This window comes from Aeromonas sp. 11P, assembly GCF_051920165.1.
Classification (GTDB): Bacteria; Pseudomonadota; Gammaproteobacteria; order Enterobacterales; family Aeromonadaceae; genus Aeromonas; species Aeromonas veronii.
This window is the reverse complement of sequence record NZ_JBQBDJ010000004.1, coordinates 4,100,490-4,116,630: the sequence shown is the minus strand read 5'-3', so window position 1 is coordinate 4,116,630 and position 16,141 is coordinate 4,100,490. Positions and strand designations below refer to the sequence as shown.

Annotated in this window: 11 protein-coding genes and 3 tRNA genes; 8 read left to right on the top strand and 6 right to left on the bottom strand. The window is 56.9% G+C overall.

Going from position 1 to position 16,141, the window contains the following annotated elements; genetic code table 11:
* The first annotated feature begins 195 nt into the window (after positions 1 to 195).
* Both ACTG1P_RS19145 and ACTG1P_RS19140 read left to right on the top strand, forming a co-directional pair.
* A complete protein-coding gene (locus ACTG1P_RS19145) occupies positions 196 to 1,749 on the top strand; it encodes a methyl-accepting chemotaxis protein (protein ID WP_440001962.1) in 1,554 nt (517 codons plus the stop codon).
* A gap of 66 nt (positions 1,750 to 1,815) precedes the next feature.
* Positions 1,816 to 2,172, top strand: coding sequence for an MGMT family protein (locus tag ACTG1P_RS19140; RefSeq protein WP_440001961.1), 357 nt, complete (start codon positions 1,816 to 1,818; stop codon positions 2,170 to 2,172).
* Positions 2,173 to 2,188: 16 nt separating this feature from the next.
* On the opposite strand, the gene ACTG1P_RS19135 is transcribed toward ACTG1P_RS19140, so the two are convergent.
* Both ACTG1P_RS19135 and topA read right to left on the bottom strand, forming a co-directional pair.
* Positions 2,189 to 2,353 carry a hypothetical protein gene (locus ACTG1P_RS19135; protein ID WP_005334891.1) on the bottom strand — a complete coding sequence of 55 codons (165 nt, stop codon included), beginning with the start codon at positions 2,351 to 2,353 and terminating at the stop codon, positions 2,189 to 2,191.
* A 108-nt stretch (positions 2,354 to 2,461) separates the two neighbouring features.
* Positions 2,462 to 5,083: a type I DNA topoisomerase gene (gene topA / locus ACTG1P_RS19130; protein WP_139398746.1), complete on the bottom strand. Its 2,622-nt coding sequence runs from the start codon at positions 5,081 to 5,083 to the stop codon at positions 2,462 to 2,464.
* Positions 5,084 to 5,438: 355 nt separating this feature from the next.
* On the opposite strand from topA, the gene astB reads away from it, so the two are divergent.
* The 5 genes from astB (at position 5,439) to ACTG1P_RS19105 (ending at position 7,788) form a co-directional block, all read left to right on the top strand.
* A complete protein-coding gene (gene astB / locus ACTG1P_RS19125) occupies positions 5,439 to 6,776 on the top strand; it encodes an N-succinylarginine dihydrolase (protein ID WP_440001959.1) in 1,338 nt (445 codons plus the stop codon).
* Between the two features lie 241 nt (positions 6,777 to 7,017).
* A tRNA-Tyr gene (locus ACTG1P_RS19120) sits at positions 7,018 to 7,102 on the top strand.
* A gap of 39 nt (positions 7,103 to 7,141) precedes the next feature.
* A tRNA-Tyr gene (locus ACTG1P_RS19115) sits at positions 7,142 to 7,226 on the top strand.
* Between the two features lie 44 nt (positions 7,227 to 7,270).
* Positions 7,271 to 7,355 (top strand) — tRNA-Tyr (locus ACTG1P_RS19110).
* A gap of 142 nt (positions 7,356 to 7,497) precedes the next feature.
* On the top strand, positions 7,498 to 7,788 hold the full coding sequence (locus ACTG1P_RS19105) for a hypothetical protein (RefSeq protein ID WP_005353834.1): 291 nt from the start codon (positions 7,498 to 7,500) through the stop codon (positions 7,786 to 7,788).
* Here the strand turns inward: ACTG1P_RS19105 and ACTG1P_RS19100 are convergent.
* Positions 7,762 to 11,202, bottom strand: a complete 3,441-nt coding sequence (locus ACTG1P_RS19100; protein WP_440001958.1) for an ATP-binding protein — start codon at positions 11,200 to 11,202, stop codon at positions 7,762 to 7,764. The two genes, ACTG1P_RS19105 and ACTG1P_RS19100, sit on opposite strands and share 27 nt — an antisense overlap.
* 123 nt (positions 11,203 to 11,325) lie before the next feature.
* Between ACTG1P_RS19100 and ACTG1P_RS19095 the strand changes: the two genes are divergently transcribed.
* The gene (locus tag ACTG1P_RS19095; protein ID WP_440001957.1) at positions 11,326 to 11,964 is read left to right on the top strand and encodes a response regulator; all 639 of its coding nucleotides are present in this window, start codon (positions 11,326 to 11,328) and stop codon (positions 11,962 to 11,964) included.
* On the opposite strand, the gene ACTG1P_RS19090 is transcribed toward ACTG1P_RS19095, so the two are convergent.
* The 3 genes from ACTG1P_RS19090 to ACTG1P_RS19080 all read right to left on the bottom strand — a co-directional run bounded on the left by ACTG1P_RS19090 (position 11,961) and on the right by ACTG1P_RS19080 (position 16,125).
* Positions 11,961 to 13,133, bottom strand: a complete 1,173-nt coding sequence (locus ACTG1P_RS19090; protein ID WP_440001956.1) for a hypothetical protein — start codon at positions 13,131 to 13,133, stop codon at positions 11,961 to 11,963. The two genes, ACTG1P_RS19095 and ACTG1P_RS19090, sit on opposite strands and share 4 nt — an antisense overlap.
* 21 nt (positions 13,134 to 13,154) lie before the next feature.
* Positions 13,155 to 15,563 carry a CS1-pili formation C-terminal domain-containing protein gene (locus ACTG1P_RS19085; protein ID WP_440001955.1) on the bottom strand — a complete coding sequence of 803 codons (2,409 nt, stop codon included), beginning with the start codon at positions 15,561 to 15,563 and terminating at the stop codon, positions 13,155 to 13,157.
* 64 nt (positions 15,564 to 15,627) lie between these two features.
* The gene (locus tag ACTG1P_RS19080; protein ID WP_184232967.1) at positions 15,628 to 16,125 is read right to left on the bottom strand and encodes a CS1 type fimbrial major subunit; all 498 of its coding nucleotides are present in this window, start codon (positions 16,123 to 16,125) and stop codon (positions 15,628 to 15,630) included.
* Positions 16,126 to 16,141: the final 16 nt, after the last annotated feature.

Genomic DNA, 16,141 nt, shown 5'->3' with positions numbered 1-16,141 from the left:
CGGCCAATCGGCCGCCTTTTTTACGATTAGCCAACAAAACATCAACTTCCCCCTACCATTCATCCGCCATTATTGGCAAAATCCAGCCCCCAATGAAGCTGGTCTGCCTCCTGCTGGCGCGAGCCTGCGGCCACCTCAAAATCTGCCACAATAACAACGACAACATTATCAACAAGAACATCGGAGCGTATTCCTATGGCCCGCAGAGATGTCCATACCCTGGATAGCGAAGTGGAGTTTCCTGCCGACGTACAACTGGTCTCCACCACTGACCTGCGCGGGGTGATCACCTACGCCAACCCGGCCTTCTGCGAAATCGCAGGTTACCCGGTCGATGAACTGGTGGGACACAACCACAATCTGGTACGCCACCCCGACATGCCCAAGGCCGCCTTCGCCGATCTCTGGGCCCGCCTCAAGGAGGGCAAACCCTGGCGCGGCATCGTCAAGAATCGCTGCAAGGATGGTCGTTACTACTGGGTAGATGCCTATGTGACCCCCATCTATGAAAGCAACAGGATCAGCGGCTACCAGTCGGTACGCTGCAAGCCCGAGCCCCAATTCAAGCGCATCGCCGCTCAGACCTACCAAGCCCTGCTCAAGGCCGAGCGCGGCAACAGCAGCAACCTTCCCTCTCTTGCCAGAGTGCGCACCCCGGCCATTACCCTGCTGCTGCTCGGCATGATGGGCTGGACCTTCGCCAGCCAAGGGGCCATGACCGTCCTGCTGATGCTGCTGCCCCTGTTGCTTCTTGGCGGAGCCTACTGGCGCGAGCTCTTTGCCCTGCCCCACTATCTGCAGCAACTGGGCCGTGAATATGACAGTCTGACCCGGCTGATCTACTCCGGTGACAACCCCGGCGCCATTGTCGATTTTCATATCAAGATGCTGCAGGCCCGCATCCGAACCGTGTTGGGGCGGATCAACGATGCCACGACACCTCTGCAAACCCTGGCCATCAATTTGAAGCAGGCCTCTCATCAGGCCTGTCTCGATATCAACGAGCAAGATGCCCAGACCCAGCAGATGGCTACGGCTATGACTCAAATGGCCAATACAGCTCACGAGATCGCCCGCAACATTCAAGACTCCAACGGTCAGGTCAACGAAGCTCGCAATCGTTGTGAACAAACCAACCAGCAGTTGAACCAGACCGAGCAACAGATCGAACAGCTCGCCAAACAGGCTGAGCTGGCGTTCAACTCGGCAGTGGAGCTCGCCAGCGAATCCGAACGGATTGGCAGTGTCATGGGCGAGATCCAGGGCATCGCCGAGCAGACTAACCTGCTGGCCCTCAACGCCGCCATCGAAGCGGCTCGCGCCGGGGAGCAGGGCCGTGGTTTTGCGGTGGTTGCAGACGAGGTGCGTACTCTATCGACCCGCACCCACAAGGCGACCGAGCAGATCCAGGGCAGCATCAAGCAGATCCAGCACACGCTGGGACGCTGGAAGGGGATGATGCAGGAGAACCTGCAGCAGACCCGCGCATGTGCCGAGATGACCCGCCAGGGTGCCAGCAGCCTCCATACCGTGCTGACAGAGATAGAGCTGGTCACCGAACACTCCACCCAGATCGCCACCGCTGCAGAGCAGCAACAAGCGGTCGTGGAGGAGATCAGCCGCAGCATCCACCAGATCTCCGAGTACTCCCACGCCAACAGTCAGAAGATGCTGGATGTCGATCACTCCAGTCAGGCTCTGCTGGAACGGGCCAAGCAACTGAAGGGGCTTAGCCAGACCTTCGGCTGAATCATTGCCAGCCCCATGACAGAAGCGCCACAATGGCGCTTCTGTTGTTTTTGACGAATCGGGTCTATGAGCATTCAACCAAGTCCATCCTCATTGAACAAAACTGCCCGTATCGAAGCGATCATCGCCCTGATCCCGGCAGGCCGGGTGGTCAGTTACGGTCAGGTGGCCGATCTGGCCGGGCTGCCCGGACGGGCAAGACTGGTGGGTAAGGTTCTGCGGGAAACCGACAAGGTACTGCCGTGGCATCGGGTACTGGGCGCAGCGGGCACCATCTCGTTACCGAAAGGGTCGGCTGGCTTCGACAGACAGGTGGGATTGCTGCAGGAAGATGGCGTGCCCGTAATTGGTGGACGGGTCAGAATGAAGGAATGGCAATGGCAGCCCGATCTGGCCGAGCTGCTTTTTCTACTGCCGTTTTGAGGGAATCACAGCCGGCTCACTCCAGCGGCGCCAGGATCTCGTCGCTGCGCACCTGCACCGGTATGGTCTCATCCGCGCGCTGTAGCAGCACCAGCAAGCTCTGCCGGTCCACTTCCAGCACATAGGCCGCCCCTTCACGGGTCATGCAGCTCATGCCCGGCCGGATCTCGTTAATCTCCATCTCAACCTCCTTGTCTACTTCGCGATTGACGACAGCTGCACTCCTTGCAGCTGTCTCAGTATACCGCTACCCATAAGCAAAGAGGCCCCTTGTCGGGGCCTCTTTTCATCAGGCTTTTTTAGCCTTTGGCAAACTCTCTTGCCAGGTACCGTTGTCGTAATGAGCGGTCCAACCGGTCGCCTTGCCGTTGACCTCGCTCATCACGTACTGCTCCTTGGTCTTGCGACTGAAGCGCACGATGGCGGGGTTGCCGTCCGGATCGGTGAGCGGGGCACCGGCCAGATACTTGTGCTTGGCGGAGATGCGATCCTTGAAGCGCTTGAGCTCCTCCACCAGCGGCGCGCGGGTTTCGCGGGATTTGGGGAAGTTGCTGGCCGCCAGGAACAGACCGGCAGCCCCGTCACGCAGCACGAAGTGGGCATCGGACTGGGTGCACTTGAGCTCCGGCAGCGGCACCGGATCCTCCTTCGGCGGCGCGATGTCGCCGTTTTTCAGGATCTTGCGGGTGTTCTTGCAGGTCTCGTTGGTACAGCCCATGTACTTGCCGAAACGACCGTTCTTGAGCTGCATCTCACTGCCGCAACGGTCGCACTCGATGCTCGGCCCTTCGTAGCCCTTGAGCTTGAACTGGCCCTTCTCGATTTCATAGCCATCGCAATCCGGGTTGCGACCACAGACGTGCAGCTTGCGGCTGTCATCGATGATGTAGGCATCCATCGCGGTGCCACAGACACCGCAGCGGTGCTTGGCGCGCAGCGCTTCGGTTTCCGCCTCTTCGCCGTCAGTGGCGGAGACAAACTCGTCGGCAGAGACCAAGTTGATGGTCTTCTTGCAGCGCTCTTTCGGCGGCAGGGCATAGCCGGAGCAGCCGAGGAACACGCCGGTGGTGGCGGTACGAATGCCCATCTTGCGGCCGCAATCCGGGCAGTCGATGTCGGTCATCACCATCTGGTTGGCACGCATGCCGCCCTCTTCGGGCGCCTTGTCAGCCTTCTCCAGCTCTTGGGTAAACTCGGCGTAGAAGGCGTCCAGCACCTTCTTCCACTCAAGGCTTCCTTCGGCGATGCCATCGAGCTTGTCTTCCATCTTGGCGGTGAACTCGTAGTTCATCAGCTCGACGAAGTTCTCCACCAGACGGTCGGTGACGATCTCGCCCATCTTCTCGGCGAAGAAACGGCGACTGTCGACCCGCACATACCCTCGATCGACGATGGTGGAGATGATGGAGGCGTAGGTTGACGGACGGCCGATGCCGCGTTTTTCCAGCTCGCGCACCAGCGCCGCTTCGGTGAAACGGGCAGGCGGCTTGGTGAAGTGCTGGCGCGGATCCAGCTTGACCAGTTTCAGCACCTCGCCAACGGTCACCGCCGGCAGCTGGCTATCTTCGCCCTTGCGACCCATCGGCGGCAGGGCCTTGGTCCAACCGGCGAAGCGCAGGGTACGGCCACGGGCCTTGAGCTCGAACTCACCCGCCTTGACGGTCAGGGTGGAGGAGTCGTATTGAGCCGGGGTCATCTGGCAAGCAACGAACTGACGCCAGATGAGATCGTACAGACGCATGGCATCCGGCTCCATCCCTTCCAGCATCTCGGCAGTCACCTGTACGTTGGAGGGACGGATCGCCTCGTGCGCTTCCTGGGCATTGGCCTTGGCACCATACAGATTCGGCTCGGCTGGCAGATAGGCCGCGCCATACTGCTCGCCGATATATTCACGCACCGCCTCAACCGCCTCTTTGCTGAGGTTGGTGGAGTCGGTACGCATATAGGTGATGTAACCCGCTTCATAGAGACGCTGGGCCATCATCATGGTCTTCTTGACCCCGAAGCTCAGACGGGTAGAGGCCGCCTGCTGCAGGGTGGAGGTGATAAACGGCGCGGACGGTTTGGAGCCGGTCGGCTTGTCTTCCCGGTTAACGACCTTGTAGTCGACCCCTTCCAGGGCTGCGACAGCAGCGAAGGTCTCGGCCTGGGTCACCGGCTTGAAGTCGGCCCCGTTGCGGCTGACCACTTCCATCCGCAGGTCGCTCTTGTCGGCGGTCAGCAGGTCGGCATTGAGATCCCAGAACTCGACCGGAACGAACGCCTTGATTTCGCGCTCTTTATCGACGATGAGACGCACCGCAACGGACTGCACTCGACCGGCGGAGAGACCACGGGCCAGCTTTTTCCACAGCAGCGGGGAAACCATGTAACCCACCACGCGGTCGAGGAAACGACGGGCCTGCTGGGCATTGACGCGGTCAATATTGAGTTCGGACGGCTGGGCAAACGCCTCCTTGATGGCGCTCTTGGTGATCTCGTTGAACACCACGCGCTTGTAGCGGCTGTCGTCGCCACCGATGATCTCGCGCAGGTGCCAGGCGATCGCCTCTCCTTCTCTATCCAAGTCGGTTGCGAGATAGATGGTGTCTGCCTTCTCGGCCAGACTTTGCAACTCGCTGACCACCTTCTCCTTGCCGGGCAAAATCTGGTAGTTAGCCTGCCAGCCAGCGGTCGGATTGATACCCATCCGGGCAAACAGGGCCTTGCGATCCTTGGCAGCCTTCTCGGATTCGCTCAACTTGATGCCGCGAATGACAGGTTTCTTGGGCTCGGTGCTGGCGCTGCCGCTGGTGGGCAGATCGCGAACATGACCAACGCTGGATTTCACCACGTAGTCCTTGCCCAGATATTTGTTGATCGTCTTGGCCTTGGCCGGAGACTCCACTATGACCAGTGATTTGCCCATGCTGTAACTATTATCCTCATTGCACCCGACGGGGTTGGTGTGCGGTTTTGTGGGGCTGTATAAGAGATTTGGCGCGAAAAAGCAATCTTGTGAGCAAATTTGCCTGACCAGCCCGAACCACACGGCTTCTTTTATTGCTTCTTTATTTATTAATGCGAAGGCAACAGGCCGGACGCAACCGCTTTTTCAATTTTCTGCCATACCGCCCCTCTTTTTATATCTGAAACGACATAAAAACGTCTGCTGGTTACCGGCTTGTTACAAAAACATAAAATCTCTTTATAATGGCCCAACCCCGACGCATTGCGCGCGGAAGGAACCGCTACCCATCATAAAAATCGAAAGGATGTACTCAATGAAGCACTTCGAGGTCAATTTCGACGGTCTGGTCGGCCCGACTCATAACTATGCTGGCCTCTCCTACGGCAATGTCGCCTCCCAGAGCAATGCCCAGGAGGCTTCCAATCCGAAAGAGGCCGCCAAACAGGGGCTGCGCAAGATGAAGGCGCTGACCGAGCTTGGCATGACCCAGGGGGTACTGGCGCCACAAGAACGCCCCGATCTCGCCACCCTGCGCCGCCTCGGCTTCACCGGCAACGATGCCCGGGTGCTGGAGCAGGCAGCCAAACAGGCTCCCGCCGTACTGGCTGCCTGCTATTCGGCCTCCAGCATGTGGACAGCCAATGCCGCCACCGTTTCTCCCAGTGCCGATACCCAGGATGGCCGCATTCACTTCACCCCCGCCAACCTGACCAACAAGTTTCACCGCTCTCTGGAGCCCGACGTCACGGGCCGCATCCTGCGCGCCGTGTTCAACAATGATCGCCACTTCAGCCACCACCTCCATCTGCCGGAGAATGACCACTTCGGCGACGAGGGGGCAGCCAACCACACCCGCCTCTGCCGCGCCTATGGCGAGGCGGGGGTCGAGCTGTTCGTCTATGGCCGCAGTGCCTTTGACTACTCCCGCCCGGCGCCGAAGCGCTACCCGGCCCGCCAGACCCTGGAGGCAAGCCAGGCCATCGCCCGCCTGCATGGCCTTAGCGAGGAGAGCGTGGTTTTTATTCAGCAAAACCCGGAGGTGATCGATCAGGGGGTATTCCATAACGACGTGATCGCGGTGGGCAACCAGAACGTGCTCTTCTTCCACCAGCAAGCGTTCCTCAACACCGAAGCGGTGCTGGCCGAGATCAGCGGCAAGTTTGGCGAGAGAGATTTGCACTTTATCGAAGTGCCGACTGCCGAGGTATCCGTGCTGGATGCGGTGAAATCCTACCTGTTCAACACCCAGATCCTCACCCTGCCGAGCGGCGAGATGGCCATCATCGCCCCCACCGAGTGCCGCGACAATCCGGCGGTGTCGGCCTATCTCGGCAAGCTGCTGACGCAGGAGACCCCGATCAAGGCGGTCCACTACATGGATGTGAAACAGAGCATGCGCAATGGAGGCGGCCCGGCCTGCCTGCGACTGCGGGTTGCCATGAACGATCAGGAACTCGCAGCGGTCAATCCGGCCTGCCTCATCAACGACAGCCAGTTTGTACGCCTCGATGGCTGGGTCGATCGCCACTATCGCGACCGGCTGACCCTCGACGATCTGCGGGATCCAGCACTGGTGCAGGAGTCCCGCCGCGCACTGGACGAGCTGACCCAGATCCTGAAACTGGGTTCGGTCTACCCGTTCCAGCGCTAGATGTGATGCCCGGGAAGACCGCCGACACTGGCGGTCTTCTGCTATTTGCCTTCTCTTCAGCGCGATCGCCAGCTTGCACGGATGCTGTTTTGTGCAGAAAAGCAGCGCACAACTTGCTGATAAGCTTGAATTTTGAGCTGGATGTATCAAAAAATCGACGAACAGTCATTTTTTACTGCCAGATGTCTAATGAAGGGGTTCACAAAGCCTCTGGATCTGATAGTATGCGCCTCGCACTTGGGGAGGGGTTCCCGAGCGGCCAAAGGGATCAGACTGTAAATCTGACGGCTCTGCCTTCGAAGGTTCGAATCCTTCTCCCTCCACCATTCAAGTGCAAAAGTAGTGACAATCAGGAAATACCCCGTGGAGGGGTTCCCGAGCGGCCAAAGGGATCAGACTGTAAATCTGACGGCTCTGCCTTCGAAGGTTCGAATCCTTCTCCCTCCACCATTTCCCTGATTGCAATGGCTGAATACAATTTGCTTTACCCCTGTGGAGGGGTTCCCGAGCGGCCAAAGGGATCAGACTGTAAATCTGACGGCTCTGCCTTCGAAGGTTCGAATCCTTCTCCCTCCACCATCATTCAAGAAAACCCGGCCTCGCGCCGGGTTTTCGCTTTCTGCTATCCCCCTCACACTTTTTCGGCATTGTCAGATCTGACAGTTGCAATTGCATCCCATCTTGCTCATCGTGGCATCATCGACATCAGAGTGTTCACATCATGTTTGAAGTCTGGGACGAGCATGGTCACGCCACCGGTCTGACACTGCAGGCGCTCAAAGTCAGAATCAGCAACGACTATCAGGGTGATCTGATGGTGCGCTACAGCAACAAGCTGGGACTCCCCACGACCCTCTTTCTGACCATTCATCAGGGCGTTGCCTATCAACGCTTCAAAGCGGGCTCGCCAAAACTGGATTGGGAATGGCTGGCCAGCGCAGGCAACGGTCACAGCCCCCGCAATTTTATGAGTGAACAGTTCCCCTTACTCCAGCTCTCCCTCGATAACTGAGTGCCCTTTCTCGCTCAATAACGTCAATTCATCGATGATTTGCTGTAATTGGGCACGAAAGCGTGTCAGCTCATCTGTACAAGCTGGCGCTCCAAACTGACGGATTTTTTCTTCCAATCGCCATGCCTGTTCCGCCAATTCCGGCGCCATCATCATGCTGATGGTCCCCGCCTGACGATGCACCCAATTGGCCAATGCATTGTCATCAAGTGGCTCCTGCACCATCGACTGTTCAAGCTCCTGGCGAAAAAGCGGAAACATCTGCTGCAACTTGTCACCATGACCAAAAAACGCCTCCATAGCTGCAATATCAATCAAGGTTGGCGCGGGTAAGATTTGCCACTTCTGCAACATCTGGCGCAGAGTATCCAGCAGTATCGGTTTGCCCAACAGATCGTCCATGCCCGCGGCAGAACAGCGTTCAGCCTGCTCCGGCAACACATTGGCCGTCATGGCGATGATCAGCTGCCGCTCACCTTTCTCTGCAACCCGTATCCTGCGGGTGAACTCATAACCATCCATCACCGGCATCTGACAGTCACAGAGCACCAGATCATAGGGATGCAACGAGACCATCTCGAGGGCTTGCTGGCCATGCTCTGCCACATCGCAGTTCATCCCAAGTTGTCTGAGCTGACGTATTACCAGCGACTGGTTGAGGGGATTGTCCTCCACCAGCAATACCCGACAGGGCTGCATAGGTGCGCTCTTTCGGATCGCTTGCGTTGCCGTCCCATCGCTCAAGCCAAGCTGGCGATAGCAGACTTCCCGCACCGCATGCCAGCTCATGGGATTGCTGTTGAGGATGTCGCCCCTCTCATCACAGCGATAGCCGAGGGGGGTTGCCAGCGGCAGCACCCGGATGACCCCGTTGCCCACCAACTCATGGTCTGTGAAACGCAACCGAGCATCACCAGACTCCGACGTTCGTGTTACCCCCAAGGCATCAAGATGCAACAGCAGGGTATGGCACAGCTTCTCGTCATGGAGATCGATATGGGCTTGCACGCCATTGAGACGAAGATCCGGCTCTCGCTGTGCAAGCACTGGCAACGTAACCGTCAGGCTGATGAAAGTGCCTAGTCCAGAGGCACTCTCCAGCCGGATCTCGCCCCCCATCAAGGTGGCCAGGGTCTGGCAGATACTTAGCCCCAAGCCAGTACCACCATAACTGCGGGTGGTGGAGCTCTCTGCCTGTTCAAAGGCATTGAAGATCCGGCCAAGCGCCTCTGGGCTCATACCGATACCGCTGTCGCACACGCCGAAGCGCAATTGCTGTTGCCCCTCCTCCTGTACCAGCAGTTGCACCGAGATCTCGATAAAGCCCCGCTCGGTGAACTTGATGGCATTGCTGACAAAGTTGAAGAGGATCTGGCGCAGACGCAGCGCATCACCGCTTACCCGGACCGCCACACCGGCATCCGCCCAGAGGTAGACACGCAACCCCTTGCGATGCACCTCGCTCACCGTCATGGTCAGCACGCTGTCGATCAATTCACGGATGAGAAAAGGGGCCTCTTCGAGCTGCATCTTGCCCGCTTCCAGCTTGGCGAAGTCGAGCACGTTGTCGATCAGCGCATGCAGCCCCTGAGCACCGCGGTTGATGACCTCAACCATCTGACGCTGATCCTGGGTCAGCTCGGTAAAGGTGAGCTGCTCCGCCATGCCGACGATACCATTCATAGGCGTGCGAATTTCGTGGCTCATGGTGGCCAGAAACTCCCCTTTCTGGGTGGCGGCAGACTCCGCCTTGGCCTTGGCTCTGGCGAGTGCTGCCTCAACCTGATGACGCCGGACTATCTCCTGACGCAGCCGCCAGTAAGCCACCGACAGCACGAGAATAAAAAGCGTGATCGCCACCCCGGCGGGCAGCAGGGTGCGCACCAGTTTCGCTCTGGGGATACCTTCGCTGTAATTGAGCGCCAGCCAGCTGTTGCGGATCTGGCGCTTCTCCTTGTCGCTCATGCTGGCAAACACCCGGTTGACCAAAGGCAGCAAGGGGACATAAGGCTCACGTACCGCTACGGCTAGCTCATCCTTGAAAGGGGTTGGGGCGGCAATATGGAGTAGTTCATCAAACTGCTCGGTGATAAGACGGGAGACCACCACCAGATTGCCGATATAGGCATCTCCTTCTCCAGCGGCAACACGGGCGAGCCCCTCGCTGGCATCATGGGTCGTGGTCAGTTTCAGGTCGGGCACCATTGCCCTGAGTTCGGGGATCAGCATGCTGTCGGTCAGCAACAGCTCTTTACCGGCCAGATCGGAGAGATCCCCGATAGGCAGGCTGCCTCGAGCTGTCACCAGTACCAACGGGAATGATGCAAAGGACTCGCTGGCATGCCAGCCCACCAACCGCTCGATAATGCGGGTGGGTAATACCGCCAAGTCTATCTCGTGATGCAGCAGCAACTGCTGCAGATCGGGCCAGCTCGACACCGGCACACTGTGGTATGCCAGGCCCAACTTCTCTTGCAGCAACGCCAGGTGGTCTGCCATCAAACCAACCGTATTTCCATCCTCATCACGGTAAGAGAAGGGTACCCAGCCGGGGAGTAACCCCAGCTTTAGCGGTGGCAGTGTCGAGAGCCAACCACGCTCATCAGGACGCAGCAAGAAATTACTGTGCCCCATAAAATTGGGCTCCAGACTCTCCCCCAGCCAGCGTTTCTCCAGTGCACTGCGCGCCTCGACTGTCAGCGCCTGAATCGCCGTATCAAGCCGGATGGCAAGAGTGTGCTTCTGGCTGGCAATACCAAGGTGAAGGGTTTCCATCAACAAGGGAGACTGGGCGACCACCGCCAACGCCGGGTGACGCTCGATAAACAGGTTGGCCACATGGAGGTTGCCGATATAGGCATCAGCTCGCCCTTGTTCAACCGCCTGCAATGCACGGCGTGTATCGACAAAGAGCCGCGGCGTGACATTGGGATAATGCAGCTTCACCAGCTTCTCGGTCAGAAAACCTTTTTCGATGGCAATGCTGGCGGAGTGCAACCGGCTCACATCCCGAAACAGGGCACTGTCCTGGCGCACCACCACCACGGTTGGCGAGGTGTAGTAAGGCAAGCTATAGGTGACACACTGGCGCACCTCAGAGTTAAACGCGTCGAGCAGGATATCCAGCTTGCCACTGCAGGCATCGGCATACATGGCTTCCCAGTCAGGGTAGACCTGCCAGGCAATCCGGTAGTCCAGCTTTTTGGCCAAGTGTTCCATCAATTCAACACTAAAGCCGGCGGCGACCTTGCCATCCCACTGCTGAAAAGGGCCCCACCCTCCGGCCAATATGCCCACTTCAATCGTTGGGACAGAGGAACCAGATTCCGCCAATACGGCAGGCGTCAAGAAAAAAACAGAGACAAAAATTATGAATCGTTTGATTAATGACATAAGCGAATAATATATAAGCATAACGATTCAAATATATTTATCAAAAGATATAAGCACCTGAAAAAAATGGGGTGCGCACGGTAGTATAGAAATGTTACTTTTGATAGCCTGAATATTATTCACCGTTTTATAAGAGGCTCATCCATGTCCTTCAAGATTATTCTTGCCGATGACCATCCCTTGATTCTGACCGGGATCCGCAGCCTGATTGACCAGATAACACCCCATTGTGAAGTGATCGCCGAGGCATATCAGGTATCTGACTTGCTGAAATTATTGCAACAGCATCATTGTGATCTGCTGATCACTGATTTCAGCATGCCGGGTGATATCCGCTGCGATGGTCTGGTGATGATCCAGCAGTTGCGTAGGGATTATCCAAACCTGTCCATTATTGTGCTGACCCAAATCCAGAACAGCGCAATCTTGCAATCCCTTATTCAGTTTGGGGTAAACGGTCTGATACTGAAAAAATCGGTTATCAATGAACTGGCTGATGCCATTCGCCAGATATTGCTCGGTCATCGCTATATTGGTCCTACGGTAAAAATACTGCTGGCCAATGCCGGAATCTCTGCTCAAGGCGACACCCACCCGCTTACACCAAAGGAGAGCGAAGTTGTGCGCCTGCTGGCGAGCGGCATGTCAGTCACTCAGGTTGCCGACTATCTTCATCGCAGCGTTAAAACCATCAGCACCCAGAAAAAGAGTGCCATGCAGCGACTCGGTATTAGCAGCGATAGCGCCCTCTTTGACTATGCCAAAAGTAGCGGGCTCTGTTAATCAATAGCCGCATCAAATATCAGAGTGACATCGCCCTTAAAGGAGGAGCCAGGATATTTCATCATCTCGGAAACCGTCCCACCAACAACCTGAAATCGAATCGCTCTGGCTGCGTTGATAACCGGTTTTCCTTGTACAGGAAGTACAAAACTGTGTTTGTTTGTAGTCAATAGAGTCATTTCATTTGAGCTGTTAACATAGTACGTTTTTAAAGGCACCGTTCGCCCCTTATCATCTTTTAATGCACACTCGGTACTCCATTGGTGTTGGCAACGCAGTGCTACGGTAAAAGGGGCGCTAAACCAAATCCGGAAAGGCAATTCCTGCTGTAATACGCTTGGCCCCCTTTTCCTATCATAAGTCCAATTAATCCATCCTCCTGGAGGATGTAACACAACTTTATTACCACCTGCTGGGAACTCAACCTTTATTTGATGACGGACCGTTACTTTAAAAGAGACTGTCAATTGCGAGTCAGTATATGTACCATTGCCAAAGTCAAAATCTTTTCCATTTCCGATTGAAAATGTCAATTTTCCATTATAAATCCCATTCTCCATCTTGAGAGGATTTGGTGCCTCAAGTCTATAACCAAGATATGCGGAGCTAACTGTTATTTTAGCCCCAGCATATACACTATTACCTCCATAACATGATCCACCAATCAATTGCTTATTAAGCTTTACATCACGAAATAAGAAAATGGCCACATTATTGCTCCAAATTGCACTATTAGAGCAATCACCTTTATCTGGTATACTATCGCTAATTGGATGTGACAAATTTAACTGAGAACCAACCGCTGTAATTATAAACTTCATGTTATACGATGTACCACCTTCCGCTTTTACCAAAGTCACATCGCGAGCGCTAGGAAAACCGATATAATGCACTCCTTCTCTATTATTTCCATTTATGTTAACTGTTCGACTAACGTTGATTCCAAACCGTACCGCTTGTGGCGTATCTATTGTTGCCGTGGTACTGCACCAAAAACCCGCAGCTGTGGGAAATTGAGTACAGGGGGTAGTATTGATAAATTTTGCCCCACCCACTTCGTAGGTTGCTGGATTGTATTCGGCGGTAATATCAAGAGTTGCCGCATATACAGGCCCCCCACTTAACAAAGCGTTCAGCAACCAATAACCAAGTCTTACACTAACCCTCATTATTTCTTCCTGCTTAAAATCTTATTTGCTGACCCAAGTCTGAGGCCTGCAAACCAGCGGCCCCAATAACAACACAGCCTGCTGACGCTCTGCTCGTACCATATCCAGCGCCAGATCACACTGCTGCGCCCCCTGATACTCCACCCGCAAACTGGGATTACGTTCACTCATCTCCAGTACAAAGAAGCCATCGGCCTCGCTGACTGTACGCCCAGCGTGATTGGCAACCATGGCTCCCTTGAGTGGGATGCCCTGCCCATCCAGCAGGCGGCCAATTACAGTGACAGTGCTCACGGCATTCACCTGGCCATAACCCACTCCGCCGCGGTTAAGGTGGTAGGGGAGCACGGTGGGCTTGATGGTGAGCGGCGCGCCCTCGTGGTCGGCCATCTCCAGTTGCAAGGTGCCACTTTGCAAGGCGGGCACAGAGACCAGATGGCGACCGGGCCCAAGGGTCTGTACGCTACCCAGATCGTCGCTGACCCGGATCCGCACCGCCTCGTCATCGGCGTCGATATCGAGGATCATCGCCGCTTCATTGCTCATGCCACCCATATCGCGGGAACCGAGCGCCAGCTCCCCTTCCTGCCCCAGTGCCACTACGCTCTCCAGATTGATGCCGCCGGTCACCTGTTCGTTATAGGAGGAGTGCTGGGCAAACAGGTCGCCACCCAACCAGGGCGCGGCGAAGCGGCCATAACCGGATAGACCGGTACCATAGCTGTCGTGGGTGCTGCCGACGCTGACCTGACGCAGCGGCCCCCAGTCTACCTCCTGCTGGTAGTTGAGATAGGCACTGCGCTGGGCACCGCCCGAGCGGGAAGTATTGCTGCCCAGCCCCAACGACAACTGGCGCTCCTGTCCGCCCAAGTTGACGGTCAGACTGAGGGTGCTACCGCGATCCCGCTGCTGCGCCGTGCTCTCGCTGCCGGGGCGATCAAACAGGGTCACACCCCAGGTCACCCAACGCCCCCAGAGCCGGTCACTGTAGTGCCACCCCACATCGGCACCGTTGCCACGACCAGACTGGTGAGAGAGATAGACACCTAAGGATCCCCACTTTTCCAGCGACTGCTGCAGTGACAGGCTGGACACTGAACTCGCCTCCCCTTGCTTGCGCAGATTGCGCGAATGACTGGCCACCAGACTGCTGTTGCCATGCCAATAGATCCCCTGCAGATCGTAACCCCACCCCATGCCGACACTCTGGTTAAGGGAAGCAAAGCCGTGGAGCTGACTGGTCGCCTCCCAGTCGAGCGAGAGGGAGTGCTGGGCCCGTCTGTCCACATACTGGCTACCCGCCCCCACTACCAGCGAAGGAAGCAACAGGTGGTTCACCGCAGCGCCACCACTGGCACCTTCCAGCTCGCTGTCGCCTTGGCGCACCAGCCAGCGGGTCTGACGCCCGGCAAAGAGGTTGAAGCGCCACGGCTCCTCCGGCGTCTGCCAGTTGGAGGGTTTGTAGATCATCTCGCGCCAACGACGGGTCTCCTGGCCATCCTCCAGCAGCCGCAGCTCCACCTCGTAGATACCACCGGGCAGCGAGCGGGTATCAAGCGCCTGCAGACCGGATACGACCGGCTGGGACTGGATCAAGTTGCCATCCCGATAGATCTCCACCATGCCCGGTCGTGCCGGTGCCACCTGGATCGGCGCCAGACTGGGTACCCCGCGCTCCCGGCGCAGCAGATCCGAGCTACCCCACATCACCCCGAGCACGGTGGGGGTCGCACCACTGTAGTAGTTCGGTTGACGCACCAACCCCTGCGCCGAGGGAAAGAAGAAGCCGAGACGATAAAAATTGGCCTCATGGAGCCGCTCTCCATAGATCTGAGCCATCCCCAGATCAGTTGGCCCACCCTCTTGCCAGGTGGCATCCCCCTCCATAAAAGGGCTCCACTGTCCCCAGCTGCCCTCCAGCTGCAGGTTGTAGTGTCCATTGCGCTGGGAGCCCTGCACCAGGTTCAGCTGGTTCTGGACCAGCAACCCCTTGCTCTCTTGAGGCAACGCCATAAAACGCTGATCCCGCGCCTCTTGTTCTACCTCACCGGTCAGCACCGAGAGCTGGGACTCCTCCAGGCTGTATTGCAATCCCACAATGTCTTCGGGACAGGCACGGCTGCACTCGCCGAGCGGCAGCTCGGTTCCCAGTTTGCTCAACCAGCGTTCACGCGCCCCCTCATCAAACTCGCTCTCCTGCACATCCACCAGTGAAAGCAGCTGTACCGAGTTATCCCGCCCGAGCAGCACTTCCCCATCACCCAGCAGGCGATCGTCCACGGTCACCCGCACCATCAGAGGAACGCCAAAAAAGTGCTCTTCAAACCCCTCTGGCAACTGCCGCGCCTGTTGCAGCAACAGTGCCGGGTCTGCCGCCGCCAGTGAGACAAAGAGCAACGACCCGAGCAAGAGAAGAAGAGAACGAACCATGAAATGCACCCTGAATGCCTGGGATCTCAATTAAAGGGGGCCTGATGACCCCCACATACTCATGTCAGCTGCCTTGAGCAGGCGGTGCTGGCGGTGCCTCCGATTCAAACATCATGCTGACAATCCCCTGATAGTTGCCGGGCTTGTAGCCACCGGTTGGTGCCGCGGCCGGAATAATCTCCAGCCCTACCTGTTTGCCAGTATTGGCATCTGCCTGATTCAGCAAGTCAGCAGATGTAGTGGTCAGCGCAACGCCTGCCACCTTGACCGTCAAGCCGATACTCTCCTTGCCGCTGGCCATGGTGGCGGGATAAACCAGATAACCCTTGATGGGACCAATGGTGCTCTTCATCTCCAGCTGCTTGGCCAAGGGATCCAGCTTCTGGCTAAAGGGGTTGAAGGTCAGTTTCTGTGGGGTACTCATCCAGTCACCCACGGGTTGCACATAAAAGTTTTCGGTCGGGATCTGCGCCGTTACCGTCACCGTATGCTCTACTCGCTCGGCCGCCATCAGCGAACCGCTCGCCAGCAACAGGGCGGGAAAAAGCGATAACATCTTCATAGCCACTCCTTCAGGT

Coding starts and splice junctions, on each gene's coding strand:
- ACTG1P_RS19145 (WP_440001962.1), top strand. CDS start 196: ATGGCCCGCAGAGATGTCCATACCCTGGATAGCGAAGTGGAGTTTCCT.
- ACTG1P_RS19140 (WP_440001961.1), top strand. CDS start 1,816: ATGAGCATTCAACCAAGTCCATCCTCATTGAACAAAACTGCCCGTATC.
- ACTG1P_RS19135 (WP_005334891.1), bottom strand. CDS start 2,353: ATGGAGATTAACGAGATCCGGCCGGGCATGAGCTGCATGACCCGTGAA.
- topA (WP_139398746.1), bottom strand. CDS start 5,083: ATGGGCAAATCACTGGTCATAGTGGAGTCTCCGGCCAAGGCCAAGACG.
- astB (WP_440001959.1), top strand. CDS start 5,439: ATGAAGCACTTCGAGGTCAATTTCGACGGTCTGGTCGGCCCGACTCAT.
- ACTG1P_RS19105 (WP_005353834.1), top strand. CDS start 7,498: ATGTTTGAAGTCTGGGACGAGCATGGTCACGCCACCGGTCTGACACTG.
- ACTG1P_RS19100 (WP_440001958.1), bottom strand. CDS start 11,202: ATGCTTATATATTATTCGCTTATGTCATTAATCAAACGATTCATAATT.
- ACTG1P_RS19095 (WP_440001957.1), top strand. CDS start 11,326: ATGTCCTTCAAGATTATTCTTGCCGATGACCATCCCTTGATTCTGACC.
- ACTG1P_RS19090 (WP_440001956.1), bottom strand. CDS start 13,133: ATGAGGGTTAGTGTAAGACTTGGTTATTGGTTGCTGAACGCTTTGTTA.
- ACTG1P_RS19085 (WP_440001955.1), bottom strand. CDS start 15,563: ATGGTTCGTTCTCTTCTTCTCTTGCTCGGGTCGTTGCTCTTTGTCTCA.
- ACTG1P_RS19080 (WP_184232967.1), bottom strand. CDS start 16,125: ATGAAGATGTTATCGCTTTTTCCCGCCCTGTTGCTGGCGAGCGGTTCG.